The organism is Tangfeifania sp., from assembly GCF_055108615.1.
This window is the reverse complement of the sequence record NZ_JBSQIC010000007.1, coordinates 1-26,718: the sequence shown is the minus strand read 5'-3', so window position 1 is coordinate 26,718 and position 26,718 is coordinate 1. Positions and strand designations below refer to the sequence as shown.

Sequence of the window (26,718 nt, the reverse complement as noted above, 5' to 3'; positions counted from 1 at the left end):
AAAATTTTATTCGATTTCTGAGATAATAACTTTTCTGTTGTTTCTAATTTCATATTCTAATCCCATTGGGATGCAAATTACCTCCAGTGCTTCTTTCAGATTTTCATTTGAGAAGTCAACAGTAGCAAGCCTTTTGCCATTTCCGTTGAATTCAACTGAAATATCATATTGTCTTTCAAGTTCCGCAAAAATAGAAACAAGCGTTGCATTCTCAAAATGTGATATTCCCGCTTTCCATAAAATAACAGATTGAATGTTGTTTATTTGCTGTTTTATTAAACCGTTTTTGGTTAATTCGGCCTGCTCGCCCGGAGTTAAAATTTGCTCCCGGGTATTTACTGTAACGCTTACCTTTCCCTCGATACAGCTAACTTTGAATCGATTCTCACGGGATAATACATTCAATTGAGTGCCCAGAATTCTTACACTCCCGTTATTCGTTTTTATTAAGAAATTCTCACCTTTTTTAACATCCAAAAAAGCTTCTCCATGTAATTTAATTTTCCGGTTTGATGAGAAAGGTTGATTGATCCACACAACCTCAGAACCTGCATTGAGCACCACATTTGTTCCATCCGGAAGCACTACTTCAGCCTGTTCTCCGTATGCAGTTATTGTTTTTTCTCTTGAAATTGTGTAATAAACGGTGAATGCCAGAACAAGTACAATAAAAACAGCTGCCGCAGCCCGTATGGCAGGCGAAAACAAAAATCGCCTTTTTTCTTTTGTTTTGTCATTTTCAAAAATTGAATTTAAAACCTCATTTCCCGGTTTTCCTTCCGGAAGCTGCATGCCACCAGCCACAAACATAATCCTTTCTTCAGTTTTCATATTCTTGAAATTACTGATTCGTTTGCTGTTATTTTTTGATTTTTCTGCCATGGTGTTTGCTTTAAATTGAGTATTCAATACTGGTTTTTAAATCGTCGAGTGCATTTTTCATTCTCTTCTCGACTGCTTTTACACTTAGCCCAAGGTTTTCAGCAATCTGACTGTAAGTCATTTTATCAATCCGGTTCATTAAAAACACGGTTCTGTTTTTCTCTTTCAGACCCTCAACTGCTTTCTGTAACCTTTCATTAAATTCTTTAAATTCGAGCTCAAATTCGGGCGATACAGCAACAGCATCGTTTTGGTAATTATTTGCAAAATTGTACCTGACACGTTTTTTATCAAACTGATTTTTATATAAATTCGATGCAATTGAATAAAGCAAAGATTTCACTGTTTTCGGTTTTACTTCGTCTCTCATCTCCCAAATTTTTGCAAATGTATCCTGTGCAATATCATCAGCCGTTTCCATATCAGCTGTTTTGTAGTACACAAAATTTCTCACCGGGCGATACATTTCATTGAATAAAGCTATAAATTCACACCTCTCAATTCCGGCCATTTTTTAAGTTTCAAATAATCTGCAAATTATTTAATCGTTTCTAAATATATTACAACTGAACAGCAAAATACCCTAAAAATCATTTTAATAAATTACATTCTGGTTCATGCATCCAATAAAATACCAAAACAAAAATTATCCCTAATGCTCAATGATAAGCGAACCTTATCATTATCCTTATTTTCAAAATGGTCTCGAGGATTTCATGGGAAATCCAAATCAATACCTCTGGCAAATTCTATTATACGGGCAATTCTGACACACTTTTTCGTGAGGCGTTTGAGAATAAGTGGTTGTGGGTGAATAAATTTCAGCCACCAGGTCGTGCATTTTGTCCCTGAATTCTTGTTCCAGTTCCTGAAAAACAAAAGGTTTTGAGTTGTATTTTATTTCGGGTGCGAACTTTTCGCCGAACAACTTTCGAAGGCTGTAAATGGCCGGCTGAATTTCATCTTCAATATCTTTCTCATCTTTATAAACCAGACTGTAAATCAGTGCCTGCAAGATTTCTTTTTTGGGCTTTTCAAGGTCATGTTCAAAAAGTTCATCCAGCGCCTTAAATGTAAAACTGGTTACATTTCCGGTTTTGTAATCGATAACACGAACTTTACCGTTTACTATATCGATGCGGTCGATTTTACCTCCCACTGAAACGGGTGTGACCTCATTTTTCAAATTTATGTTAAATCTGGTTTTATAATTACCTTCCAGCGCTACCAGTTCGAATGGTGCCTGCTGCATGTCGATATCCAGCAAACGTTTTACAAAGGTTTTGGTATTCTCAAAAATGAGAATTGTTTTTCCTTCCAGCTTCACTGTTTTGGCATCCGGGTCGCGCTGCTTAAAATAGTTCCTTCCAATCGCTTTTCGGATTTCATTTTCAACCCGGATTTTATCTTTCTGAATTTTCTCCAAATCCAATTTAGTCACCACTTTGCCCACAAATGGTTTGTACAGGTTTTCAACGGTTTCGTGAAAAATATTTCCAAACACGGGGCTGTCGATTTCATCTTTCATTTCATCGGGCTCGGGCAGCTGTAAAATGTAGCGAAAATAAAACCGCAAACTGCACTGCAACCAGGTGTTAATTGCAGTTGGCGACAAAGGTCTTTCTGCTGAATTTCGATCAAGTAAAACAGATAATTTTTCCGGTGATCCTTCAACAACGATTGGCGCGGCAGGGTCGTTGGAAAACTGAAAATCGAGATTCACCATCTGCGGTTTTTGATTGGAATCGTAACGCAACTGGTAGCCGTAACGGCTCAACTCACCAGTTCCAATCCCCTCCTTCAGCGTACTGTAAGTTGCCGAAACTGTTTTGGCCCGCTGAATCAACCGGTAAAAATAGTAGGCGTACATGGCATCCTGCTCATCTATTCCGGGAAGCCCGAAACCTTTGCGGATATTAAAAGGAATAAACGACGGTGCCGTGAATTTACGCGGCCATTTGTTTTCGTTTAATCCCAAAATTATCAGGTTTTCAAAATCGAGGCAGCGGGTTTCGAGAATTCCCATCACCTGCATTCCGCTCAGCGGCTCGCCTTCAAAAGAAACAGAAACCTGCCCCAGGTACTGGTGGAACAACCGAAAAAAAACAGCCTCGCTGATTTCGCGCTCCTGTTCATCCTGAACATTCAGGATCACCGTTTTCAGTTTTTCCAAAGCCAGGTAAATGGAATAAATTAATTCAGGAAGCAACTGATTTTCAGGCTCAGCCTCTTTAATCATTCCGTAAAAACGCCCGAGAATTTCAAGGAACCAGGAGCTGTAATCCTCCACTTTTTCGGGAAGGGTGAAAATCAGCTTGTGCAATTCCGAAAAATCAATGATTTCGAGCGGAATTACAATGCGGTTTTCCTCTCTGATTTTCGAAAGAAATGCTTTTGTTTTTTCAGGCTCGGTGTTACTCAGCAACTGGTGGTTCAGCACATCGGTAACAAACCGGTGATAGACAACCGTTTTTTGTTCACCGTTTAATTTCCTGTTTTTTAAAAGATTGATAAGCAAAAGCAGGAAACCGTAAACCACCGAATTTTTTACCGGGTAGCCCATCGTCACATTCACTTTGCCAAAATCTTCGGGAATAGCCCCCAGCGCCGGGAAAAGCAATGATTCATCGGCCAGCACCACCGCGGTATTGTCGAACTCGTGCTTAAATTCCGGCTTGATTTGTTGCATGAAACGCGGGATTTCCTGCGCCTGCCCGTAATTGGACGAAACCGCTGTGAGGCGAATGTCTTTCTTCTTTTCAAATCCGTTTGCATCAGGCAAAAAGTCTTCAGGTGGAGGAAAGCGTTTCAGGTTTTCGCGCATGAACCAGCCGGCTTCGTTATTTGGGTCATCGAGGTAAAAACGGTCGTAATCCCACAAAAAATCAACCTTCCCTAACTGCCTTAAATGTTTAAAAAACAACTTCTCACAACTGTTCAAAGCATTCAACCCAACAATGTAATATTTTGAATAAGGAAACCGGAAACCGGCTGCTTCCAGGTTTTCCACAACCTGCCGGTCAATCATTCCCCCAAAGGCAGTTCCCCGCTTTTGCAATTCGGCTTTAAAATCGCGGTACACCGGGTACAATTTCTTCCAAATGAAAAGGAATTTTTCGTGATTGGCCTTATGGTGCGCAACGGCCATGCTGCCCCAAAACCTTGCCAAAGCCTCTTTTTGCTCATCGGTAAGGTAATCGAAATGCGCCTCAATCTCTTTCAAATCGGCAATATTGGTAAACAAGTCTTTTGCATTGGCGAGGTAACGGTCAATGTCGTTGAAATCGGACAGCAGCACTTCTCCCCAAAAATAAAAATCGTCAAATGTTTCGGTCGTTTGCGTGTGCTTTTTGAATACATCGTACAAAATGGAAATCAGCTGCAGTTTTTCTCCCTGCTGCCAATCAGAATAACTTCCAATCAGCTCGTTAACCGTGGTTACTTTGGGGCCAATAACAGGACGGGACAGCTGCCTGCCCAGATAGGATTTAAAAAATACACCCGAACGCCGGTTCGGAAAAACCAGGCAAATATCTTTCAGTTCGTCACCGTGTTTTTCATGAATATAGCCGGCACAACGGGAGAGAAATCGTTCCATATCATTTTTGTAGTTTATACAAACATTATTTAAATAGTCATTTAGTTTTAAAACTATTGAAGTTTAATTTGATAATAAATTCAAACCTTTATATGAATTTCTTTTATTCTTCATTTAATCTTATCGTGAAATTGTCATTTTTAACAAGGAATTTTGAGTTGTTAGTAAAGGTTTCATCTTTGCTAAATTTGAATGGATTTGTTAGTCTTTTAATTCTTCTATTTTTCTTTTCAGCCAAGGCATTTATAACAATCATTATTTCATAATTGGATTTGTTTTCAATGCCAAAATTTACTTCTAAATTGGAAATTTTAAATTCCAGCTTATCAGAGGTTGTTGTTTTTATTTCAATGAAATTCCATTTACCATTTCTGTTTTTATATTTTATATCGTAATGTTTATTATCATCACCTTTAGGATTAATGTTTGCTTTTTTTGCAAATCCAGAATCCCAAATAACATTATCTGGCCCGAACTTCTTTTTTAATGATTCAAAAACTATAATCTCACCAATATAGCCTAATGTTTCTTTGTCAGATGAAGTATGCCTGCTTTTAAAAGATCCTTTTGATTTGCCATTAGATTCTTTATCAATCGAAAGCTCCGGTTTTGTTGTTTTTATTTTTTCAATTTTTGTGATTGGGACTTGATTTGTAATTTGTTGATATAATTCTTCAAAATCATCTTTCTGTATTTTTAATGTTCTGTTATTAAAGTGTATCTCCTTTTTATCTTCTTTCTTTTCAAGTAAGACATTGTATCCATTAATGATATTGTTATACTCACCAAAGTATATCAGACTATTAAAATTCTCTTTATCAATAATTTCATTTAGGATGGTTCTATTTAATGGTTTTATCTGACTAATTAATTCATTCTTATTTTCTTGGTAAATCTCAGTGAGATTAATATATTCATGTTCATTGGATAAATCAACTTGAAATTCCTGTTTTATTGTTTCAATAAAAATCAATTCAATGTCAATTTTAACACTGTTTTCAAGGTTTAATTGATTAAACGTTTCAAATTGTGACTGCAGGTCAAGGAACTTTTCTTTTTCTTCAATAGATTTTTTTTCCAAATCCTGATATAACAATACATCGAAACGATTTTGATAGTCATTCTTTAGTTGAAGAATAACATCTTTATAATATGGAATAATATTTAATGCAACGGTTGAATTTTTATTAAAGTCAGAAATGTCGATTTTTAACTCTGAAAACAAGATGATAATTGCGGAAAAATTCGAAATGTCATTTATGTCTTCATAATTAAGTTTTATGTCATTTATGTTGATATTAATTTTTGAACGGACTAAATAAGCAAAATCATCATCTTTGTATTTGCGATAATCGTAGTCTTTTTTTAGAGTTGATAGAATTGAAAACCAAAATTGGATTTTTGGGTCATCAACTACGTTAAGTTTTTTCTTGGCGGTCTTTAATTTTTCAAGATTTTTATCGTCTAATTCTGTTTCTATAATATAACTTCTATTAATCCTTGATTCTTTAAATAATTCCCTAAAACTACTTCGGTGTGTATCAACCTTGACTACGCTACTAAAAATCTCGGCGATTGAATCTGCAAATTTATAATCAGACTGAAAATCAGCTAATGTATTATATTTTCTTTCATCTTCAATCAATAAATAGACTTCATTCTTTTTTTCAATGTATATAAATTCATAAGGTTTTAACTTAAATTCCTTCTCATCGCCATTATGACTATATGTTGGTTCTATTTTTGTGCATAAGGTTATTTTACTGTTTTTAATCCAGTTAAGTTCTTTTCCATCAGTGTCTTTTAATAATCTAAATGCATAGAAATATGGTTTTAATACATCTATCTCCTTTTGAAAAAGGTCGTTTAATTTGTGCAACACTGGGTTAGTGTATAAGATGAATTCCAAATTTTCTAAAGGTGTAACCCCGAAAAGTGCCTTTACTTTTCTATCTCCTTTTCTTCTGTCAATCTCAATAGTGTAAAACTGGTTTATTATATCTTCCCCAAATGTTTTATCTTCAACATAATAAACATTTTTTGTAGCTTCATAAGAAAATATGCCATTTTTTTCACAATACACCAAACCATTCTCAATAAATGATTGATACTCATTAGCGTTTTTGTCAATTTTTCTGTCATCAAGATTTTCTGCTAATTCACGATAAATTATTTTCGCCTTTTTACCGACCTTATCAATGTTGTGTAAATTTGATAACATTGAATAAATTGTATCGGTAGAAAAATCACTGATTTCCTTATTTACCCCAACTTTTAAAAGAAAATAATCAATGTCATCTTTTGATAATTTTGTGTCTTTGAATAATTGGCTATCATACTTGACTTTGGGAATTTCTATAAAAGGGGTAAAATCTTTTGTAATTGTCTTTGAAATACAACAATCTGTTGGTTTGGATTTTTTCTCAGTTTCAGTTTCAATCCAATTTGTGTTTTTGATTTTCCACAATAAATATGACTGTAAATCTCCACTTTTAACGTAAGCATAGTATTGCTTACTTGTAATTGAAAATTTAATTTGACAATTTGGATTAGTTTCTGTTACTTCTGTTATTCTATTGTCAATATTGAACCAATATAAAATATTTTCATTTGAATTATTGTTTAAAATGCTTACTAAATCTTCAATTGTTTCGACTTTAATTTCATTTATCCAATACCCTTTTTGCTCTAATTTTCTATAAGAGGTTAGTGTTGCATCGTATCCATAAATATTTTTCTCTTTATAAGGAAATTGCTTGATAGCATATTGACCATATTCATTTTCGGCTGTAATTATTCTTTTTCTAGGGTATTTTGCAACTCCCAGCCATTTTAGGAATTCATTAGTATTTTCTTTTCCGTCAAGTCCTAAAGTTTTGGGGCTTCCGACTAATTTACTTTTATCATATTCATAAAGAATTTCACAAAGCTTGTTCTCATAGTCTTTCCCCAAGTAAACATTACTAACCTTTGTTTCTCCGTTGTTTTTATTCAAAATTGGAATTGAAATATTTGAAGGAATGTTAATGTCAATACTTTCCTTATCCTTATTCAGTTTGTATAAATCATAAAGGTTGGATAATAAATATTTGATTGATTCTCTTTTGCTTTTCGTTTTGTCTGTATTATTGTTAAAGTCTGATACAATTCTTCTAAAGATTTCACCAAAACGATAAACTTTTATTCCGAATAATTTCAATTTGTCTTCAATCACTTCTGCATTTTCAGAACCATATATTTTTTTCAGTTGTGCAAAAAGTTCAGAGTTTATAATCTTTAAATTCAGTTTAATAGGAATTTCTATCCTTACACCACTTGGGGGAAGAAAAATCTCTGAATCGGATTCAATAATTTGATTGTCCTGGTCAATGAAAATATTTGGCAGTTCTTTTCTAGAAATTTCAGAGTGGCTAAAATCAGATGTTAAATATGAAATCAATTTTGCTCGTTTGTCAATACCTAAACTTTTTGATATTAATGAAATGGTGTTGAAGAAGGAATCAATTTTATAAGTATAATATCCAACCCAGTTAATTGTTTCCTTGACATTCTCATCGTCAGTAAATAAAAGAAGATTTGGGAACTTGCTTGCAGGTAAAATCTCTGCGTAATTGTGTTTATAATAAACAGGTTTTGAATCATAAGAAAAATACTCATTCGATATTGTTGGATAGACTTTGTTTTCTCTAATTTTATTTTTAAGTTTTTCTGAAAAACCATTGTCATCAAAGAATGTATCAAAATTTTCTTTACCCTGAATACTTAACAAATTCAATGGCTTATATGAAATTTCGCTATTTGAAATTTCTAATGCTGTGTCAATGAGCAACTGGATTAATTCATCAATCAAAAAAGTATTATGCTCACTTTTGGGTGTAAAATGATTACGGTCTGAGGTTAATTCAAATGTTCCGTGAATTAAAGCAGGGAAGGGGAATTTTACATTTGTTTTAAAATAAGAATATAATCTACCAATTTTATCATCAAGTTTATCGTTCCAAACAATTTTGAGTTCATAATTCTTGTTTTTGTGTTGACCTCTCTTTGACTTTAAATTCCATATTTTTTCAACCGTTTCATTATTATCATAATCAAATTCTCTAATTATAGCTTGGCTTTCAATAATTTCTTTTTCTATCTCAAAATTTCTTTCAGGGCTTTCAACAATTATCTTTTCAAGATTATTAAGAAAGAGTAAAACTTCTTTATTGATTTCATTATTTATTTGCTCTTGAACTTCTTTTGTTTGCTGTTCTTTAAGGTCAATAACAACGTAGGTGTCATATAAATTTGAATTTTGAGGGATGCTTTCTATTATTTTTGGACATCTCAATATTGCAATAGGAAACTCTTCGTTTTTTTCTTTCTCATTAAGTTGAGATTTTATTTCTGGCTTTTCTTTTATAAGATTTTTAAGAAATTCTTTTGCATTAGCTTCAGAGAATTCAACAGCAAAATCGTAACTTTTAATAGAAATCTTATTTGCCCAACTTAAAATAGAACGGAAGCCTAATCCTTTTTGTCCAACCTTATTTTGTTCTTTTACCTTTGGGCTAATATTGCTATACATCAATGATTCTATGCCACCTTCTGAAAATTTCCGACCATTGTTAGCAATTGTAAGTTGGTTTTCTGTAAGTTTAATAAAGCAAGTTTTTTCTTTGTCAGTTATTGCTTCATCATCAGCATTTTGAAGCATTTCAAGAAGTTGTCTTCCATTGTATTCTTCAATTTTCTCTTTTTCTTTTCGGTAATCTTCGAGAATTCTTAAAGAATCATTTAAATAATCTTTTTTTCTTATTTCTAATTTTGATTTTATGAAATCTATCATAGGTTTAGTTTATCTTGCAAAATATAGAGTTATAGATAACGAAGATAAAAATTCACCGGCAGAACAAAATCTTTCTACGGCAATAAATTTTACTAATTTTACAAAACTGACAATTCAACAATACTTTAATAAAATCATTCAGCAATGAAAAAAACAATCTTCACCATTTTCATCACCCTGCTCACCTTGCAGTTACTGGCACAAGACAGAATAAACGGATTGAACTTTGCCACACGCAGTGAAGTAATCGCGCAAAACGGCATGGCCTGTACCAGTCAGCCACTGGCCACGCAGGCAGCGCTCGATATTTTAAAATCGGGTGGAAATGCTATCGATGCGGCCATTGCAGCCAATGCGGTTCTCGGACTTGTGGAGCCCACGGGCAATGGTATTGGCGGAGATTTGTTTGCCATTGTATGGGATGCCGAAACGGAACAATTGTACGGGCTGAATGCCAGCGGACGTTCCCCCTATGAACTCACCCTCGATTATTTCAAAGAAAACGATTATGAAAGTATCCCGGCGCTCGGTCCTTTGCCGGTTTCTGTGCCCGGCGCTGTTGACGGCTGGTTTGAGCTGCACAATAAATTCGGTAAACTTCCCATGGAAACTATCCTTTCGCCCGCCATTAATTATGCCCGCGGAGGTTTCCCACTCACCGAAGTAATTGCCTACTACTGGCAACGCAATGCCGAAATCCTGAAAGATTTCCCGGGTTTTCAGGAAATATTTATGCCGGGCGAAAAAGCCCCCCAAAAAGGCGATGTTTTTAAAAATCCGTACCTTGCCAACACGCTGGAACTGATTGCAACGGAAGGCCGCGATGTTTTTTACAAAGGTGAAATCGCTGAAAAAATTGTTGACTACGTTCGCAGGCAGGGTGGTTTTTTAAGCATGAAGGATTTTGAAGATCACACCTCCGAATGGGTGGAACCGATTTCCACCAATTACCGTGGTTACGATGTGTGGGAACTGCCCCCCAACGGACAGGGAACTGCCGTACTGCAAATGTTGAATATTCTGGAGAATTACGATATCGCCGAAATGGGATTTGGTAGTCCTGAGTACATGCACCTGTTCATTGAGGCCAAAAAACTGGCATTTGAAGATCGCGCCAAGTTTTATTCCGATCCTGATTTTAATGATCTCCCCATCGATGAACTCATCTCAAAACAATACGGGAAAGAGCGTGCTGAACTAATCAACCCCGAACGCGCGGCACGAAGCTACCCTGCGGGCGAGCTTGAACAGGGAAACACAATCTACCTGACCACTGCTGACAAAGACGGAAATATGGTCTCGCTCATCCAAAGCAACTACCGCGGAATGGGTTCGGGAATGACTCCCGGTAAGCTCGGCTTTATTTTGCAGGACCGCGGCGAACTGTTTTCGCTCGATGAAGGCCACATGAATGTGTACGAACCGCACAAACGGCCATTCCACACCATTATTCCGGCTTTTATCACCAAAGACGGCGAACCGTTCATCAGCTTTGGACTGATGGGGGGCGGGATGCAGCCACAGGGACATACCCAGATTGTTTGCAACATTGTTGATTTTGGCATGAACCTCCAGGAAGCCGGTGATGCGCCACGTATTCGTCACGAAGGCTCAAGCCAGCCCACCGGCGAAAAAATGACCGACGGTGGAACTGTTTTCCTCGAAAGCGGATTCGATTATGAAACCATTCGCGAACTGATTTCCAAAGGGCACACCATTCAGTTTTCGCACGGTGCTTATGGCGGCTATCAGGCCATAATGCGGGACAATGAAAATAAAGTCTATTTTGGTGCATCTGAATCGCGAAAAGACGGACAGGCTGCGGGGTATTAGTTTCATATCAAAATAAATTGCCCAGTACTCTCATTTCGAATATGAAGTACAAAGATGAAAAATCTCAATATTTTAACAGATTTCTTCCTGAGGTACGAATAACAGATTTTATAAAGAACTCATAATGAGAATAATTATAAAATCACATCCTCGTGTCATCTCGAATCCCGGTATTCCGGGTGAGAAATCTCTGAATTTGAAACAGATTTCTCCTTCCCGAGTCCTCGGTATCGAAATGACAGTTGCCGGAATCTGTCATTGTTTCAGTTTGCCTAATAAGATTAGGTGAACACTCGAAATGACATTTCAAAGTTGACTGACACTAACCGAAACGGGTAAAAATAAATAAACAGTTTGAGCTTTGAACTTCCTATCCCAAAGTATTTCTGAAACACAATCGATATTGCTTTTTTCACGGACTTAGGAAAGTCCGTGTCCCGGTTTAACGGAAAAACTTTTTAAACTCGTGGTAATCTTTTACAATTTTTACATTGCGGGGCAAACTGGGTTGGTGCAGCTGAAGCTGCCAGCCGGTAATAAATATTTTCTGGCCAGTAAATAATCCTTTAAGTTGTTTAAGGTAATTTTCCAAATCTTCTTTCAAAACAGAATTGATAAAGGCTGTAAACACAAAATCAATTTTCACATGTTCCTGAATTTTGCTTAAATCCTGGAAGGGCACAAACTGCCCCAGGTAAATAACATTGTACCCCATTTTACGGGCCAGGTAAGAATAAAAAAGCAGGCTCATTTCATGCAATTCTCCATCAGGAAGGAAAAACAGGATGGTGCTGTCGCGGGTGCTTTCAATGCCCAGTTTATCAATTTCGGCAATTAGTTTTTGCCGGAAAATTCCTGACACATAATGCTCCTGTGCCGGAAAAATGGAACCTACCTGCCAGAAAGTGCCCACCCGCACAAAAAAATCGAAAAAAATTTTCGATACGGCATCTTCCAATCCTTTATCATCGATAATTTCGCTGGCAAGGTTGTAAAACCCTTTGTTATCAAAATTAACCATGTGCAAAATCAGCCGGTCGATGTAATCCGATTCCGTTGCTTTTTGCGCAGTAAGGCTTAATATTTTTTTTGAAAGTTGACTTTCGCCCATGCGGGCCACTTTTGAAATTTTATAGCCGTTTCGGACCAGCATCGAAACGTTCAGCATTTTCCTCAAATCTGCGTCGCTGTAATATCGAATGTTGGTATCAGTTCGTTTCGGAATTAAAAGATTGTAACGTTTTTCCCATATCCGTATGGTGTGGGCTTTTATGCCCGACAATACTTCCAGGTCTTTAATCGAATATCCGGATTCCTTCATTTTTCATTGTTTTGTCAATTAGCTTAATCAATAAAACAGCACCACCACAATTTTGTTTAAAGTTAAAAACACAAATTCTAAACAAATATTGTTTTTTCCGAAAAAAGCCTGAATTAAAATTTAAAAAAATTCTTCTGTAAAGGTCGGTTAAATAATGTCTAAACTCTCAAAAGTTGCGAAAGCTTTTTCCCAGTCGAGCTTTGGCGAGGGTGAATACGTTTTTACATCGAATGAAGTTCTCACCACTTCCCTGATTTCTTTCAGCGAACCAACAAATCCCATCGCCCTGGCCTGCATCATAATATTACCAACAGCCGTAGCTTCAGCAGGACCGGCAACTACCGGAATGCCAAGTGCATTGGCCGTTAGCTGGTTTAACATTTCGTTATTTGCCCCGCCACCAATAATGTGCAGTTTTTCAATTCTGTTTCCTGTAACCGATTCAATTTGCCGGATGGTATATCTGTATTTCAGCACCAGGCTGTCGTAAATGCAGCGTGCAATTTCACCTTTCGATTCGGGGACCGGCTGGTTGGTTTTTCTGCAATATTCCTGAATGGCGCGTGGCATATTTCCCGGATTAAGAAATCCTGCATCATCAGGATTTATGAAGCATTTAAACGGCTCAGCCAACTGGCTCAGCTCCACAATCTCCTGCCAGTTTATTTCTTTCTCTTCATCCCACACCCGTTTGCATTCCTGAATGAGCCACATGCCCATAATATTTTTCAGGAAACGGGTAGTGCCTTCCGCACCGCCTTCATTTGTGAAATTCATTTCCAGCGTTTTCTCCGACACCAGCGGCTCCGGGCTTTCAATACCGAGCAACGACCAGGTGCCCGAACTCAGGTAAGCCCAGTTTTCACCTTCGGCAGGAACCGACACCACCGCAGAAGCGGTATCGTGCGAAGCAACGGCAACACAGGCCAGTTCGCCGCAACCGGTTTGTTCGTCAATTTCCGGCAAAGCCAGCCCTAAAACAGTTCCCGGCTCAACAATACCGCGGGTCAGTTTCTCAGGAATTCCGGCAGCTTTGAACAGGCGAGTTTCCCATTCTGCTTTTCCCGGTTTAAGCAACTGCGATGTACTGGCAATTGTGTATTCATTTTTTTGAACACCTGTAAACAAGTAGTTCAACGTGTCGGGCGTGAAGAGCATTCCTTCGGCTATTTTTAACGCAGGATCATTTTTCAGAACCGATGAAAACAGCTGAAACAATGTATTGAACTGCAAAAACTGAATTCCGGACAGTTTGTAAGTTTCATTTTCGGGCAGAATCCTGAAAAATTCATCCATCATATTATCGGTTCGATGATCGCGGTAAGCATAGGGCAAACCACTCAGCTGGCCGTTTCGGGTCACCAGCGAATAATCCACTCCCCAGGTATCGATACCAAACGAAAGCGGCTGAATGCCATGTTCATTAACACATTTTTTCAATCCTGTTTTCAGCGCTTCAAACAAATTGAAAATATTCCAGTAATAATGGTCGTGAATCCGTGTCATCTGGTTTTTGAACCGGTGGATTTCGGTCAGCTCTAATCTATTGTCTTTCAGTACACCTAAAATTGCCCGGCCGCTCGAAGCTCCCAAATCGAATGCTAAAAAGTAGTTTTTATCCATTTTTGCGTTTTTTATTGTTCACAAAATAACATTTTACGCCCGGAAATCCTATCCTGCTCCTTCATGAAAAATGAAATATCTGAAAAAACAAAGCGATTTCTATACCTGTTTCTCTTTTTAACTAAATAACTTTACAAACAGTATTGACTTTCTGGTTTTTTTAAACGAATTTTGTTAAATGTAAAACTTAAACTATGGCAACAAAAATATTTATTAATTTTTTAGGCATCTTATTTCTGATTTCTTCAGTTTCAAGCAGCTCCGCACAAACAAGTGAACTTAAATCCGGGAACACCATTCATCTTTTTAACGGCCAAAACCTGGACGGCTGGTACACCTATTTGCAACACAGTGGAAAAAACAACGATCCAAAAAATGTATTCACTGTTCAAGACGGGATGATCCGGATTTCGGGCGAAGAATGGGGCTGCATAACCACCAACGGAACATTTGAAAATTATCGCATAGTTGTGGAATACAAATGGGGCGACGAAGTATTTTACCCGCGCCTCGAAAATGCGCGCGACTGTGGCCTGCTACTTCATTCGCAGGGAGAAGACGGCGGCTCGGCAGGCATTTGGATGCACTCCATTGAGGCACAAATAATAGAAGGCGGTACAGGCGACATAATTGTTGTGGGCGATGGCAGCGACCGCTTCAGCATTACCGCCACCGTTGCCCCCGAAAAACAGGGCAACTCTTACGTTTTTCAACCCAATGGTGAAGAAGTAACCATTAACTCCGGTCGTATTAACTGGCTAAAACGCGATCCTGACTGGAAAGACGAACTTGGATTCAGAGGGAAAAACGACGTTGAAAAACCTGTTGGCGAGTGGAACACGCTGGAGTGCATTGCCGATGGAGAAACACTCACCATTCTTCTCAACAACCAGTTGGTCAATAAAGCCACAAAGGTGCGTCCGTCAAAAGGCCAAATCCAGATTCAATCGGAAAGCGCTGAAATATTTATTCGCCGCGTTGACTTGATACCGCTTGACTAACAAATCAGATTCTTTTCCACATCAAACGCCAGCTTCGCCATTTTTATCAAAAAAATTCATAAAAACAAAAAAATGACTCTGTGCCCTGTTTTATCTCCCTCCTTGAAAAGAAAGTTATTATTTTAGGGAAAAAAATCAATTGCATTTTCAATCATTCAGTTAAAAGCTATACAATATGTATAAAATTATTGAAAACACCTGGATACCTGTTTCTGACGGGAACAAGCTGGCTGCCAAGGTATGGATACCCGAAACGGCTGAAGAAAATCCGGTACCGGCCATTTTGGAATATATCCCTTACCGGAAAAGGGATTTTAAAGCAGTGCGCGATGCGCAGACGTATGATTTCTTTGCCCGGAACGGCTACGCCGGGGTGCGGGTTGACATACGCGGAAGCGGTGATTCGGAAGGAATTTTACGCGACGAATACCTGCAGCAGGAGCTCGATGACGGACTGGAAATCCTCCGTTGGATTGCCGCACAGCCCTGGTGTGACGGAAATATCGGGATAATTGGAATTTCGTGGGGAGGGTTCAACGGATTGCAAATAGCCGCACTTACCCCGCCTGAGCTGAAAGCTGTAATCACAGTGGCTTCAACTGACAACCGCTATTCTGACGATGTGCATTACATGGGCGGCAACCTGCTCACCGATAATCTTTCGTGGGCATCCACCATGTTTGCTTACAACTCCTGCCCTCCCGACCCCGAAATTGTGGGCACTCGATGGAAAGATATGTGGCTTGAACGGCTCGAAGGCAGCGGCCTGTGGTTAAAAAAATGGCTGGAGCACCAGCGGTTTGATGATTACTGGAAACATGCCTCGGTTTTTCTCAATTACGACAAAATTGAATGCCCGGTTTATGCCATTGGCGGTTGGGCCGACGGGTATTCCAATGCTGTTTTCAGGTTGATGGAAAACCTGAAAGTACCACGCAAGGGGTTGATTGGTCCGTGGGGACATAAATACCCGCACCTCGGAGGGCCGGGCCCGACAATTGATTTTTTAAACGAAGCACTCCGTTGGTGGGACCGCTGGCTGAAAGGCATTGAAAACGGGATTGACGAAGAACCGATGTTACGTGCCTGGATGCAGGATTTTGATTCGCCGGTATCAGTAAAAAGACCGGGTAAATGGGTGGCCGAAAAACAGTACCCATCGGAAAATGTATCGATGAAAAAAATGAAACTGAAAAACGGCGAGATTGATTTTTACGGAGACCTGCCTGATTATGACCATCCGTTGAAAATTCAAAGTCCGCTAAGTGTAGGATTGTTTGCCGGAAAGTGGTGTTCGTATGCAGCTTCAACCGATCTGCCCAGCGATCAGCGGGAAGAGGATGGCGGTGCCCTGGTTTTTGAAACTCTTCCGTTAAAAGAAGAAATTGAAATTTTTGGCACCACGGAACTCACGCTCTCACTGAAAAGCGATAAACCAATTGCCATGATTGCAGCACGAATTTCGGATGTGGCTCCAAACGGACGGGCAACACGGATAACTTACGGCGTATTGAACCTCACCCACCGCGACAGCGATGAAAATCCGGAGTTTTTGAATCCGGGCCAACAATATACCATCAAACTAAAACTAAACCACATTGCCCAGCATTTCAGGGCAGGACATAAAATACGTTTGTCGCTGTCAACCTCATACTGGCCGCTGGTGTGGCCGTCGCCTGAGCCGGTTACACTCACTATTCAACCCGATAATTGTTATCTTACGCTGCCAATCAGAAGCGACGGGAAAGAAGATGACCAGTTAACTGATTTGGGCAAACCCGATTTGGAAGATATAATGAAAACAACCCTCCTGGTGCCGCCTAAAAGAGAATGGCAGGTAATTCACAACCTGGCTACGAACGAAGTAACCCTGCAAGTTATCAACAACGATGCGCAGTACAAAATTAACGACATAAACTGGGCTGTTCAGAAAGATGTAACAGAAAAATATTCGTACCAGAGTTACAACTACGATACGCTGAGGGGAGAAGTGATTAGCGAACGCAGTTTTAAACGCAACGACTGGGCAGTTTACACCAAAACCCGCACCGTTCTCACATCAACAAAAACCCACTTCATAATCAGGGCTACTTTGGATGCCTACGAGGGTGATGTGAGAGTTTTCAGCAAATCGTGGGACGAGCGGATTAAAAGAGATTATTTGTAAAACTTAAAAAAAACGACAATGAAAAAACAAGTATTTGTAATAGGACTCGATCCTTTCAACTTAAAAAAACTACAACGGATACCCGGTGCCGATAAATGTGACTTTTTACCGGCGCTCGAAATTTCAGAAATGCGGCAGGTAGAAAAATACGATATGGAGAAGTTAATTCAAACCTGTTTCGACCGCATTGACAAACACGGGAAAATTGATGCCATTGTGAGCTATTACGATTTCCCGGGAACAACCCTGCTGCCTATAATAGCTGAAAAATACGGACTTCCGGGGCCGTCGCTCGAAAGCATCATGAAATGCGAGAATAAATACTGGAGCCGTCTGGAACAAAGCAAGGTTATCGATGAACACATCCCGGTTTTTAAAGCATTCGACCCCTTTAAAAAAGATGTTTACAAAGAACTGGGCATGGTTGCACCTTACTGGGTCAAACCCATAAAATCATTCCGGTCGTTCCTTGCCTATCGCATTAACGGCGAAGCTCAGTTTTACGAGTACATGGAGGAAATTAAAAAGCACATCAACTTTATTTCCGAGCCTTTCAACTACCTGATGAAACGCTTCAACATGCCCCAGGAGTTTGCTGAAATGGAAGAAACCTGCATTGCCGAAAGCCCCATTACCGGCCACCAGTGCACCGTTGAAGGATATGTTTATAACGGCAATGTGGTGGTTTACGGCATTGTGGATTCCATCAGGGACGAGGACCGCTCATCGTTTGGGAGATACGAATACCCGTCATCGCTCCCGCAGGAAATCCAGTTCAGGATGGCCGATATTACCCGGCGAGTGGTAACCCAACTGGGGCTGAACAATTCGCCATTCAATATTGAATATTTCTACAACCAGACGGCCGACGAGGTTTACTTCCTGGAAATCAATCCCCGGATTTCGCAGGCCCACACCGATATTTTTGAAAAAGTGCATGGAATTTCGCACCACTACGTTATGTTATCGCTGGCTTTGGGTCAAAAACCCAAAACTATGGAAATGAATGGTGAATTTAACAAGGCTGCCAATTTTATGCTGCGAACCTTCAAAAGCGGCAAGGTTAAAAAGGCCCCCGGCGATGATGAAATAAGAATCCTTAAAAAGTTTATTCCCGGGCTGGAAATAAAATTGCATGTAAAAAACGGAATGCACCTTAACGAATTACAGGGGCAGGACAGCTACAGCTACGAGTTGGCCAACATTTTTATCGGGGGCCGCGACCAGCGCGAACTGGTAAAAAAATACAACCAGTGCCTCGAAGGCTTAACTTTCGATATTGAATACGATGAACAAACGCAATTGCATTGACAAACAGGGGCAAAAATAACCACACCGGAAACAGTAAATAACAAAACAAGAGAAATAAGAAACAAGCACCAATCAACAAAAACCAAAATGACAAATCTTATTGAAAACATAGGTTGCAGCGGATTGTTCCGGTAAGTTGTATTACTTTTGACCGCAAAGAAAAAAATATGACATTACAAGTTCATCCTGAAGCCAAAGCGCTGATATTCGACCTCGACGGCACATTATCCAACTCGTTGCCTGTGCATGTTGCCACATGGAACAAAGTGGGCGAAACGTACGGGTTCAAATTCGACACACAGATTGTACACGAAATGACAGGCCGCCCAACCATAGAGTTTGCGCGCCACATTGTTGAAAAATATAACCTCACGGCCAATCCGGAAGACATTGTAAAACTGAAACAGGAAACATTCTGGAATTCGGCAGAACTGCTGGAACCCGTGCAGGAAATAATTGCCATTGTAAAAGAATTTCACGGTAAACTGCCCATGTCGGTTGGTACGGGAGCAAGCCGCAAAAGTACAGAAGTGCAACTGGGCGCACTTAAAATTGCCGACTATTTTGATGCTATAGTTTCGGCCGATGATGTGACCAGCCACAAGCCCGAACCCGAAACTTTTTTGAAATGCGCACAATTGATGGGAGTTGAACCAACAGCTTGCCAGGTGTTTGAAGACGGTGATTTGGGAATTGAAGCCGCCAAAAAAGCCGGCATGATGGTTACCGATGTGCGGCCTCATATTAATTACGGAGAATGGGACCACTCGTAGTTGCATTTGAAACAGTCCTGCCCCTTTTCCTGGTAATTTTTGCAGGAGTGCTGTTTTCACGCACCAAAGCCTCATCGGAACACTGGATTGACATCCTGAACAAATACGCGCTGTGGATTGGTTTTCCGGCGCTTGTAATTACTTCGCTGATGCACCTCGAAATCGGTGAAAACAACTACACACCTTTAATTATTACCAACTCGGTGTATGTTATCATCTCCATTCTGCTGGCTTTTCCAATTGCCTGGATTTTCAAACTGTCTGCCAATATGAAAAGGTCACTTTTTCTGATTCTCCCATTCGGAAATGTAGCTTACCTCGGAATTCCGGTTTTGCGGAATGCATGGGGCGATGAAATCCTTCCGGTAGCAGCCATAATTTCAGCTGTTTATGTTTTCTGGATGTTAACGCTTGCCCTGATTTTAATTGAAGTTTACGGTCATCAGAAAATTAATGCGAAGAAATTACTGCTTAGCCTGCTCAAAAATCCTTTACTCCTCTCTGTTTTTGCCGGACTGGCCATTGTTTTGTTCAATATCAGTTTACCCGGCTTTTTAGAAAAAACCATTGGTTTATTTTCCGACTCGGTAACGGCAGTTGTTCTATTTTCCCTGGGAATATTTCTGGGAATGCATCAACTGGGGAAAATCGGGGAATGGAAACAGGTTTTGGTTTGGTCGGTAGTGGCTATGATAATTTTACCGGCTGCTTTTTATTTCGTCATTCAGTATTCACCCCTGCCGGGAGATCAGGTCAAAGCTACTATCGTCGATGCTGCCATGCCACTGGGTTTAACTCCTTACGCCCTGTCGATTCAGTACAAGCTTAAAACAACACTTATGGCGCGAATTGTGGTATTGAGTACTCTATTGTCGATGATTATTATTCCGCTTTGGATGGTGGTTGTGGGCTAATTATCGAAATGAAGGGCATCAACCATGCAAACGCAACCGTTCCAGTTGTATAATGCGTTTAACTCATCATCCCTTAAAAAAAGGCGGATTACCGAAACCGGATCGGCAATTCCCGTAGTTTCAATCAGCAGGTGCTCCACATGCGGGAAGCGTTCGGCCAGCTCCTTTAAAATTCCTTCGTATTCATTGGTTATGGTGCAGCAAATGCAACTGTCCTTCAATTCAAAAAGCCGGGTGGCATCCACACCTTTAATCAGTTGCGTATCAATTGACACGTCGCCAAATTCATTCTCCACCAGCGCAAACTGTGTTTCAGGATTTATTTTTAAAATGCGGTTAATGAATGTGGTTTCCCCGGCCCCGAGAAAACCGGTGATGACGGTAACCAATATTTTGCTTTGCTGACTCATTTTTACGTTGTTTCCGGGTACAGCGGATTCCATTCCGCTGATTTAAAAATACGCGAATTGGAATTCGCGTCACCCAAACACACCAAACAAATTCAAAATAACAATAATCAGGGAAAGGATCAACACATAACGCACATATTTTGCCCCGCCTTTTACCGCAAAATGTGCCCCGCCCCAGGCACCAATCATGTTTCCTGCAGCGAGAATAAGTCCGGCTTTCCAGTCCACCTGGTCGTGAAACATGAAAATCCCCAGTGCAAAAACGGTATATATCAAAACGATAAAAACTTTCACGGCATTTGCTTTTACCAGGTTATGCCCGCATCCGAGCACCAATCCGGCCAGCAGAAAAAAACCAACACCCATTTGAATAAAACCGCCGTAAAGACCGATAAAAAAGAAAATAATGTATTGCCAAAAAGTTGGTTTGGGGTTGACAGCGCCAGCCCTTTCTTTTACCCACACATCAGGTTTCAGCACCACAACAAACAACATCAGCACCATTAATCCGGCAATAATTTTTTCCAGCAGTTCCTCATTGATTTCCACCGCAAACAAAGCGCCTATAACCGAACCAACAATTGCAGGAATTGCCAGGCGGTAGTCGGTAGAATAATCCAGTACTTTTTTCTGGTGAAACGTGCGAACTCCAATCACATTTTGCAGCAAAATGGCCACACGGTTGGTTCCGTTGGCCACATTGGCAGGCAAACCGAGAAACATCAGGAGTGGCATGGTGAGCATGGAACCACCTCCGGCATTGGCATTAATAAACCCGGCCACCAGCCCCGTTCCAATAAGTGCAAGAATCATGTACCATTCCATGCCCCGAAATTAATATGCAAATAGCGGATAATCTTTTGTTATCTGTTTTACTTTTTTGCCCACTGCTTTCAGCATTTTTTCATCTTCAATGTTTCCAATAACATCATCGATTAGCTGAACGATTACCGGCATTAAATCTTCTTTCACCCCGCGGGTAGTAATGGCGGGAGTTCCAACGCGCAGTCCTGATGTCTGGAACGGAGAACGGCTGTCGAACGGAACCATGTTTTTATTGACAGTTATTTCAGCCTGAACCAAGGTATTTTCCACCTGCTTCCCGGTAATTCCGGGATATTTTGTACGCAAATCAATTAACATCGAGTGATTGTCGGTTCCACCGGAAATCACTTTGTAACCCATATCAATAAAAGCCTGTGCCATCACCTGTGCATTCTTTTTCACCTGCGCCTGGTATTCTTTAAATGAAGGATCGAGCGCTTCGCCAAAGGCTACTGCTTTTGATGCAATTACATGCTCGAGCGGCCCGCCCTGCTGACCGGGAAAAACTGCAGAATCGAACAGCGACGACATTTTACGCACCGTGCCTTTGCGGGTTGTAACACCCCACGGATTTTCGAAATCTTCTCCCATCAGAATAATTCCGCCACGCGGGCCGCGCAATGTTTTATGCGTGGTTGAAGTAACAACGTGCGCATACTTCACAGGATTGTCAAGCAGTTCGGCAGCAATCAATCCGGCCGGGTGGGCCATATCCACCATGAACAGTGCTCCCACACTGTCGGCAATTTCGCGCATGCGTTTGTAGTCCCACTCGCGGCTGTAGGCTGAGGCACCACCGATTATAAGTTTGGGCTTGTGTTCTTTTGCCAGCGCTTCCATCTCGTCGTAATCGACCAAACCGCTGTCTTCTTTTACTTTATAGGCAACCGGGTTGTACAGAATTCCAGATGAATTCACCGGTGAACCGTGAGAAAGGTGGCCTCCGTGCGATAAATCCAACCCCAGAAAAGTATCTCCCGGTTTCAGTATCACACTCAAAACCGCCTGGTTGGCCTGCGCTCCCGAGTGTGGCTGCACGTTGGCCCATTCGGCACCGTACAATTCTTTTATCCGGTCGATGGCCAGTTGTTCAGTCTGGTCAACAAACTGGCAGCCCCCGTAATAACGCTTTCCCGGGTAACCTTCGGCATATTTGTTGGTCATTACCGATCCCATAGCTTCCAGCACCTGGTCGCTCACAAAATTTTCGGATGCAATCAATTCAATCCCGCCCAACTGGCGTTCTTTTTCTTTCCGGATGATATCAAAAACCTGCGTATCTCGTTTCATTCTGTGTAATCTTTTAAATTTTAAAACTCAAAGGTAATACATTTTAAAAAAGCCGGAGGGTGTTAAACTCCTGAAAAAATCACTATTTTTGAACTGTTAAACTTTGGTGTATTATAAATAACTAAAAATGGATACGCAAACAATTTCTGTGAAATTCCCTGCTGATATTCTTTTAACATTAAACGAAACTGAAAAAGAGCTGGAACAACAGCTAAGAATAATTCTTGCTGTCAAGCTTTATAATCAGCAAAAAATAACAATCGGAAAAGCCGCTCAAATTTCCGGGCTTACAAAGTTGAAATTTGAAACACTTCTTGCTGAAAACAATATCCCGATTTCCAATCTAACAATTTACGATATTAGGAATGATGTTGAAAAACTCAGCTAATACAACACAAACGATATTACGGGAAGGAATTACTTAATCAAATCCTCGAAGATAATAACGAAAAAAAAATATAAATGCAGCGAAATGATGAAAAAGATGTTTCCCGCCCTGCGTTATTAAATGTTTTGTGCATTTTAACCTTCATCGGGAGTGGAATCGCTTTTATCGGCTACTTTCTGGCTTCACTTTTTTTCGAACAGGTTTCGGAACTCATAATTGAATATTCCTCATGGCATTCGGTGGAAGCAATTTCGCCGGTTTATTTTACTTTACTAATGGCATTGTTTGCCCTTTCGCTTACAGGGGCCATTCGCATGTGGAAACTCCACCGCGACGGATTTTTTCTTTATGTTTTTGCCCAACTTATACTATTGTTTCTACCGGTTTTGTGGATAAACCCACAGGCTTTTTCAGAAACCAATGCCATTTTTACAACCATTTTTATTGTGGGTTACAGCATCAATCTAAAATTTTTAAAATGACTGAATGTATTCTTATATTTCCGCTATCCGGTTAGGCAATTTCAGAAATTCCGGAGTCATAATTAAAAAGCAATTTTTCTGACAATCAATTTTAACAAAAATGAAAACCAAAACGAACTTTTTTTTCCTATCAATTCTCGGATTATTAACCTTTCTCTCGTGCACAAACACCGAATTTCAATCTGCACGTGAAACTATGGATTTGAGCGGCACATGGCAGTTTGCACTCGATTCTTCGCAAACAGGCATTCAGCAAAAATGGTTTGAAAATTCGCTGACTGAAACGGTTGAGTTGCCCGGCACACTGGATGAAAACAACAAAGGAATACCGAATACCAACCAAGAAGAAACCATGCGTTTGTCGCGCGAACGAACTTACGAAGGCCGGGCGTGGTATCAAAAAGAAATCGAGATTGATGAAAGCTGGAGCGGGAAAGAAATTTTTCTGACACTCGAGCGGACAAAACCCACAAAAGTTTGGGTTGACGAACATTTTATCAGTGAGAACTCAACTATTCTTTCGCCACAAAAATATACCCTGACAGATGCTTTAACACCCGGCAAACACCGGCTTACCATTTTAGTGGACAACGGTGAAAATTCGGTTCCGGATGGAATTAAAGGTTCGCACGCCTGGACGGAGCACACCCAAACCAACTGGAATGGAATTATCGGCAATATTGAACTGGAAGCCAGGGCAAAAAATTACATCGAATCGGTGAAGGTGGTTCCGGATATTGAACAAAAAGAAGCGGTTACAACTTTGAGCATTTTTTACAGTGGTGAAACAGAAAAGCAGGCCAAGGTTGAACTTTCGGCTTCGGCGTGGAACACTTCCGAAAAACACAACCCGAAAAGCAAAACCTACGAGGTTACTTTAAATCCGGGCCAAAACCGGATAATACTGAAATACCCGATGGGAGAAAAAGTGCAATTGTGGAGTGAATTCAATCCGGCACTTTACAAATTAACCGCAGAATTAAAAGCCGGCGAAAGTACCGACAACCTGCAAACCGATTTTGGGTTTCGTGAGTTTTCAACATCCGGCACCCAGTTTACCATTAACGGAACAACCACCTTTTTACGCGGCGAAAACAACGCCTGTGTATTCCCCCTAACCGCCTATCCACCAATGAATGTGGTGCACTGGCAAGAACTTTTTCAAACTGCCAAATCGTATGGCATCAACCACTACCGATACCATTCGTGGACTCCGCCAAAAGCTGCTTTCATCGCTGCCGACATCGAAGGAATTTACATGCAGCCCGAGTTGCCTTTCTGGGGAAATTTGAAAGATAACGATCCTTCCGGGTTAAATGAATTCCTGATAAACGAAGGCGAAAACATTCTGAAAGAATATGGCACCCACGCTTCATTTGTCATGTTTGCACTGGGAAATGAGCTTAGTGGCAGTTTCGACCAAATGCAAAAAATGGTGGAGTACCTCAGGGCGCTGGCACCTGAAAAGCTGTTTGCATATGGTTCGAATAATTACCTCGGAACACGCGGCCAGGCAGAAGGCGAAGATTTTTTTGTCACCTGCCGCGTAGGTGCCGACACCGATAACTCATACAGTACTCACGTGCGGGCTTCCTTTTCGTTTGCCGATGCCTGGGAAGGCGGCTACCTGAACGGGGTCTATCCTTCAACCGACAGAAATTATGCTGAAGCCATCAGCAAATGTTCGGTTCCGGTTGTTGGCCACGAAATAGCGCAGTTTCAGGTGTATCCCAATTTTGATGAAATTGAAAAATACACCGGTGTGTTGAAACCCTGGAACCTTGAAGTTTTTCAGCGTCGTTTGGAAGCCGCCGGCATGGCCGACCAGGCCGATGATTTTTTCAAAGCTTCCGGAAAACTGAGTGCACTCTGTTACCGCGCCGACATTGAAATGGCGCTGCGCACACCCGGTTTTGGCGGTTTTCAGTTGCTCGACCTGCAGGATTTTCCCGGTCAGGGAACTGCACTGGTGGGAATGCTCGATGCATTTATGGAAAGCAAAGGACTGATTTCTCCGGAAAAATTTTCGGAATTCAATAATCGCGTGGTCCCGCTGCTGATTATGGAAAAATATTGCTGGACAACTGCTGAAACGTTTACTGCAAAAATTCAGGTGGCCAACTACTCCTCCGGTGATATGCAGAACCAGGAAGTAAGTTGGCAGCTGAAAAATGCCAATGGAGAAATTATTACAAATGGTTCAGAAAATAGTACAATTCCGCAAGGAATTTTATCAGAAACAAATACCATTCAACTTTCGCTTTCTGAAATTGAAAGTCCGCAAAAACTTACGCTTGAAATCACTCTTCCGGGAACAGCGTATAAAAACAGTTATCCGGTTTGGGTTTATCCTGAAAATGATAACATCACCGTCCCCACAGATATTTTGATTGCTGATGAGACGGATTTCGAAGTCACAAACACCCTGAAAGAAGGCGGTAAAGTGCTGCTTTTCCCCGACCATAAAAAATTTGAGGCCTATTCGGTTGGCGGACTTTTCACTACTGATTTCTGGAACTACAAAATGTTTAAAGGCATTTCGGAAAGCATGAATAAACCGGTTTCGCCGGGAACAATGGGAATTCTTACCAACCCCGATCATCCGCTTTTCAACTCATTTCCAACTGAATTTCACAGCAATTGGCAATGGTGGCCCATTGTAAAAAAGAGCCGTCCGTTTATCCTCGATTTGGCACCCGAAGGTTACCAGACACTCGTTCAGGTAATCGACAACATTGAGCGGAACCACAAACTGGGATTGATTTTCGAATTTAACGTGGGCGATGGGAAACTGCTGGTTTGCATGTCGGACTTGAAAGCTGTTCAGGAAAAACCGGAAGCACGGCAACTGTACAAAAGCATTCTGGATTACATGAATTCCGATGCTTTTCAACCATCAACAACAATTTCTCCCGAAGGATTGAATACGCTGTTTTCAACAAAACCTACCGAAAAAAATATTCAAACCATTGGAAATATTTCGTACTAATAGAAGTGGATGATGTACGGGTTTAGCAGGAAATGTATTAGTTCGGGATAGAACCGTTCTTTTTGAAGAGAACGGTTCTC

General features: G+C 40.4%; 18 protein-coding genes. 9 read left to right on the top strand and 9 right to left on the bottom strand.

The features are described from left to right. Nucleotides 1-6: 6 nt before the first annotated feature. The 4 genes from ACTCNA_RS02875 to ACTCNA_RS02860 all read right to left on the bottom strand — a co-directional run bounded on the left by ACTCNA_RS02875 (nt 7) and on the right by ACTCNA_RS02860 (nt 9,311). A complete protein-coding gene (locus ACTCNA_RS02875) occupies nt 7-882 on the bottom strand; it encodes a FecR family protein (RefSeq protein WP_462946393.1) in 876 nt (291 codons plus the stop codon). A gap of 10 nt (nt 883-892) precedes the next feature. Then, complete coding sequence (locus tag ACTCNA_RS02870) at nt 893-1,393, bottom strand: RNA polymerase sigma factor (RefSeq protein ID WP_462946392.1); 501 nt, start codon at nt 1,391-1,393, stop codon at nt 893-895. Between the two features lie 219 nt (nt 1,394-1,612). Continuing rightward, nucleotides 1,613-4,480, bottom strand: a complete 2,868-nt coding sequence (locus tag ACTCNA_RS02865; RefSeq protein ID WP_462946391.1) for a PD-(D/E)XK nuclease family protein — start codon at nt 4,478-4,480, stop codon at nt 1,613-1,615. Between the two features lie 103 nt (nt 4,481-4,583). Continuing rightward, nucleotides 4,584-9,311 carry a protein NO VEIN domain-containing protein gene (locus tag ACTCNA_RS02860; RefSeq protein ID WP_462946390.1) on the bottom strand — a complete coding sequence of 1,576 codons (4,728 nt, stop codon included), beginning with the start codon at nt 9,309-9,311 and terminating at the stop codon, nt 4,584-4,586. Nucleotides 9,312-9,455: 144 nt separating this feature from the next. Here ACTCNA_RS02860 and ggt point away from each other — a divergent pair, with 144 nt between their 5' ends. Next, nucleotides 9,456-11,144 carry a gamma-glutamyltransferase gene (gene ggt / locus ACTCNA_RS02855; protein ID WP_462946389.1) on the top strand — a complete coding sequence of 563 codons (1,689 nt, stop codon included), beginning with the start codon at nt 9,456-9,458 and terminating at the stop codon, nt 11,142-11,144. Between the two features lie 442 nt (nt 11,145-11,586). Here ggt and ACTCNA_RS02850 read toward each other — a convergent pair whose 3' ends face one another. Together ACTCNA_RS02850 and rhaB are read right to left on the bottom strand one after the other, a co-directional pair. Next, on the bottom strand, nt 11,587-12,465 hold the full coding sequence (locus ACTCNA_RS02850) for a MerR family transcriptional regulator (protein ID WP_462946388.1): 879 nt from the start codon (nt 12,463-12,465) through the stop codon (nt 11,587-11,589). A 147-nt stretch (nt 12,466-12,612) separates the two neighbouring features. Beyond that, on the bottom strand, nt 12,613-14,088 hold the full coding sequence (gene rhaB / locus ACTCNA_RS02845) for a rhamnulokinase (protein WP_462946387.1): 1,476 nt from the start codon (nt 14,086-14,088) through the stop codon (nt 12,613-12,615). A 194-nt stretch (nt 14,089-14,282) separates the two neighbouring features. Between rhaB and ACTCNA_RS02840 the strand changes: the two genes are divergently transcribed. The 5 genes from ACTCNA_RS02840 to ACTCNA_RS02820 all read left to right on the top strand — a co-directional run bounded on the left by ACTCNA_RS02840 (nt 14,283) and on the right by ACTCNA_RS02820 (nt 20,254). Continuing rightward, a complete protein-coding gene (locus tag ACTCNA_RS02840; RefSeq protein WP_462946386.1) occupies nt 14,283-15,089 on the top strand; it encodes a 3-keto-disaccharide hydrolase in 807 nt (268 codons plus the stop codon). Nucleotides 15,090-15,264: 175 nt separating this feature from the next. After that, complete coding sequence (locus ACTCNA_RS02835; RefSeq protein WP_462946385.1) at nt 15,265-17,256, top strand: CocE/NonD family hydrolase; 1,992 nt, start codon at nt 15,265-15,267, stop codon at nt 17,254-17,256. Nucleotides 17,257-17,274: 18 nt separating this feature from the next. Continuing rightward, complete coding sequence (locus ACTCNA_RS02830; RefSeq protein WP_462946384.1) at nt 17,275-18,567, top strand: ATP-grasp domain-containing protein; 1,293 nt, start codon at nt 17,275-17,277, stop codon at nt 18,565-18,567. 167 nt (nt 18,568-18,734) lie between these two features. After that, nucleotides 18,735-19,340 carry a beta-phosphoglucomutase family hydrolase gene (locus tag ACTCNA_RS02825; RefSeq protein ID WP_462946383.1) on the top strand — a complete coding sequence of 202 codons (606 nt, stop codon included), beginning with the start codon at nt 18,735-18,737 and terminating at the stop codon, nt 19,338-19,340. Beyond that, nucleotides 19,325-20,254, top strand: coding sequence for an AEC family transporter (locus tag ACTCNA_RS02820; protein ID WP_462946382.1), 930 nt, complete (start codon nt 19,325-19,327; stop codon nt 20,252-20,254). Before ACTCNA_RS02825 ends, ACTCNA_RS02820 begins: the two co-directional genes overlap by 16 nt. Here the strand turns inward: ACTCNA_RS02820 and ACTCNA_RS02815 are convergent. The 3 genes from ACTCNA_RS02815 to glyA are packed head-to-tail and all read right to left on the bottom strand — an operon-like array spanning nt 20,251 to nt 22,779. Then, nucleotides 20,251-20,697: a GTP-binding protein gene (locus tag ACTCNA_RS02815; protein ID WP_462946381.1), complete on the bottom strand. Its 447-nt coding sequence runs from the start codon at nt 20,695-20,697 to the stop codon at nt 20,251-20,253. The two genes, ACTCNA_RS02820 and ACTCNA_RS02815, sit on opposite strands and share 4 nt — an antisense overlap. A gap of 36 nt (nt 20,698-20,733) precedes the next feature. Then, nucleotides 20,734-21,489 (bottom strand): sulfite exporter TauE/SafE family protein, encoded by a 756-nt coding sequence (locus ACTCNA_RS02810; protein ID WP_462946380.1) that lies wholly within the window; start codon nt 21,487-21,489, stop codon nt 20,734-20,736. A gap of 9 nt (nt 21,490-21,498) precedes the next feature. Then, a complete protein-coding gene (glyA, locus tag ACTCNA_RS02805; protein WP_462946379.1) occupies nt 21,499-22,779 on the bottom strand; it encodes a serine hydroxymethyltransferase in 1,281 nt (426 codons plus the stop codon). 127 nt (nt 22,780-22,906) lie between these two features. Here glyA and ACTCNA_RS02800 point away from each other — a divergent pair, with 127 nt between their 5' ends. The 3 genes from ACTCNA_RS02800 to ACTCNA_RS02790 all read left to right on the top strand — a co-directional run bounded on the left by ACTCNA_RS02800 (nt 22,907) and on the right by ACTCNA_RS02790 (nt 26,638). Beyond that, nucleotides 22,907-23,167, top strand: a complete 261-nt coding sequence (locus ACTCNA_RS02800) for a UPF0175 family protein (protein WP_462946378.1) — start codon at nt 22,907-22,909, stop codon at nt 23,165-23,167. A gap of 74 nt (nt 23,168-23,241) precedes the next feature. Further along, nucleotides 23,242-23,649: a hypothetical protein gene (locus ACTCNA_RS02795; protein ID WP_462946377.1), complete on the top strand. Its 408-nt coding sequence runs from the start codon at nt 23,242-23,244 to the stop codon at nt 23,647-23,649. A 100-nt stretch (nt 23,650-23,749) separates the two neighbouring features. After that, nucleotides 23,750-26,638 (top strand): sugar-binding domain-containing protein, encoded by a 2,889-nt coding sequence (locus ACTCNA_RS02790; protein ID WP_462946376.1) that lies wholly within the window; start codon nt 23,750-23,752, stop codon nt 26,636-26,638. The last annotated feature ends 80 nt before the right edge of the window (nt 26,639-26,718 follow it).

Excerpts from the sequence above, each read along its gene's own strand:
- glyA (WP_462946379.1), bottom strand. The coding sequence starts at position 22,779 with ATGAAACGAGATACGCAGGTTTTTGATATCATCCGGAAAGAAAAAGAA.
- ACTCNA_RS02830 (WP_462946384.1), top strand. The coding sequence starts at position 17,275 with ATGAAAAAACAAGTATTTGTAATAGGACTCGATCCTTTCAACTTAAAA.
- ggt (WP_462946389.1), top strand. The coding sequence starts at position 9,456 with ATGAAAAAAACAATCTTCACCATTTTCATCACCCTGCTCACCTTGCAG.
- ACTCNA_RS02790 (WP_462946376.1), top strand. The coding sequence starts at position 23,750 with ATGAAAACCAAAACGAACTTTTTTTTCCTATCAATTCTCGGATTATTA.
- ACTCNA_RS02835 (WP_462946385.1), top strand. The coding sequence starts at position 15,265 with ATGTATAAAATTATTGAAAACACCTGGATACCTGTTTCTGACGGGAAC.
- ACTCNA_RS02865 (WP_462946391.1), bottom strand. The coding sequence starts at position 4,480 with ATGGAACGATTTCTCTCCCGTTGTGCCGGCTATATTCATGAAAAACAC.
- ACTCNA_RS02875 (WP_462946393.1), bottom strand. The coding sequence starts at position 882 with ATGGCAGAAAAATCAAAAAATAACAGCAAACGAATCAGTAATTTCAAG.
- ACTCNA_RS02810 (WP_462946380.1), bottom strand. The coding sequence starts at position 21,489 with ATGGAATGGTACATGATTCTTGCACTTATTGGAACGGGGCTGGTGGCC.
- ACTCNA_RS02870 (WP_462946392.1), bottom strand. The coding sequence starts at position 1,393 with ATGGCCGGAATTGAGAGGTGTGAATTTATAGCTTTATTCAATGAAATG.
- ACTCNA_RS02825 (WP_462946383.1), top strand. The coding sequence starts at position 18,735 with ATGACATTACAAGTTCATCCTGAAGCCAAAGCGCTGATATTCGACCTC.
- ACTCNA_RS02800 (WP_462946378.1), top strand. The coding sequence starts at position 22,907 with ATGGATACGCAAACAATTTCTGTGAAATTCCCTGCTGATATTCTTTTA.
- ACTCNA_RS02850 (WP_462946388.1), bottom strand. The coding sequence starts at position 12,465 with ATGAAGGAATCCGGATATTCGATTAAAGACCTGGAAGTATTGTCGGGC.
- ACTCNA_RS02860 (WP_462946390.1), bottom strand. The coding sequence starts at position 9,311 with ATGATAGATTTCATAAAATCAAAATTAGAAATAAGAAAAAAAGATTAT.
- rhaB (WP_462946387.1), bottom strand. The coding sequence starts at position 14,088 with ATGGATAAAAACTACTTTTTAGCATTCGATTTGGGAGCTTCGAGCGGC.
- ACTCNA_RS02820 (WP_462946382.1), top strand. The coding sequence starts at position 19,325 with ATGGGACCACTCGTAGTTGCATTTGAAACAGTCCTGCCCCTTTTCCTG.
- ACTCNA_RS02840 (WP_462946386.1), top strand. The coding sequence starts at position 14,283 with ATGGCAACAAAAATATTTATTAATTTTTTAGGCATCTTATTTCTGATT.
- ACTCNA_RS02815 (WP_462946381.1), bottom strand. The coding sequence starts at position 20,697 with ATGGAATCCGCTGTACCCGGAAACAACGTAAAAATGAGTCAGCAAAGC.
- ACTCNA_RS02795 (WP_462946377.1), top strand. The coding sequence starts at position 23,242 with ATGCAGCGAAATGATGAAAAAGATGTTTCCCGCCCTGCGTTATTAAAT.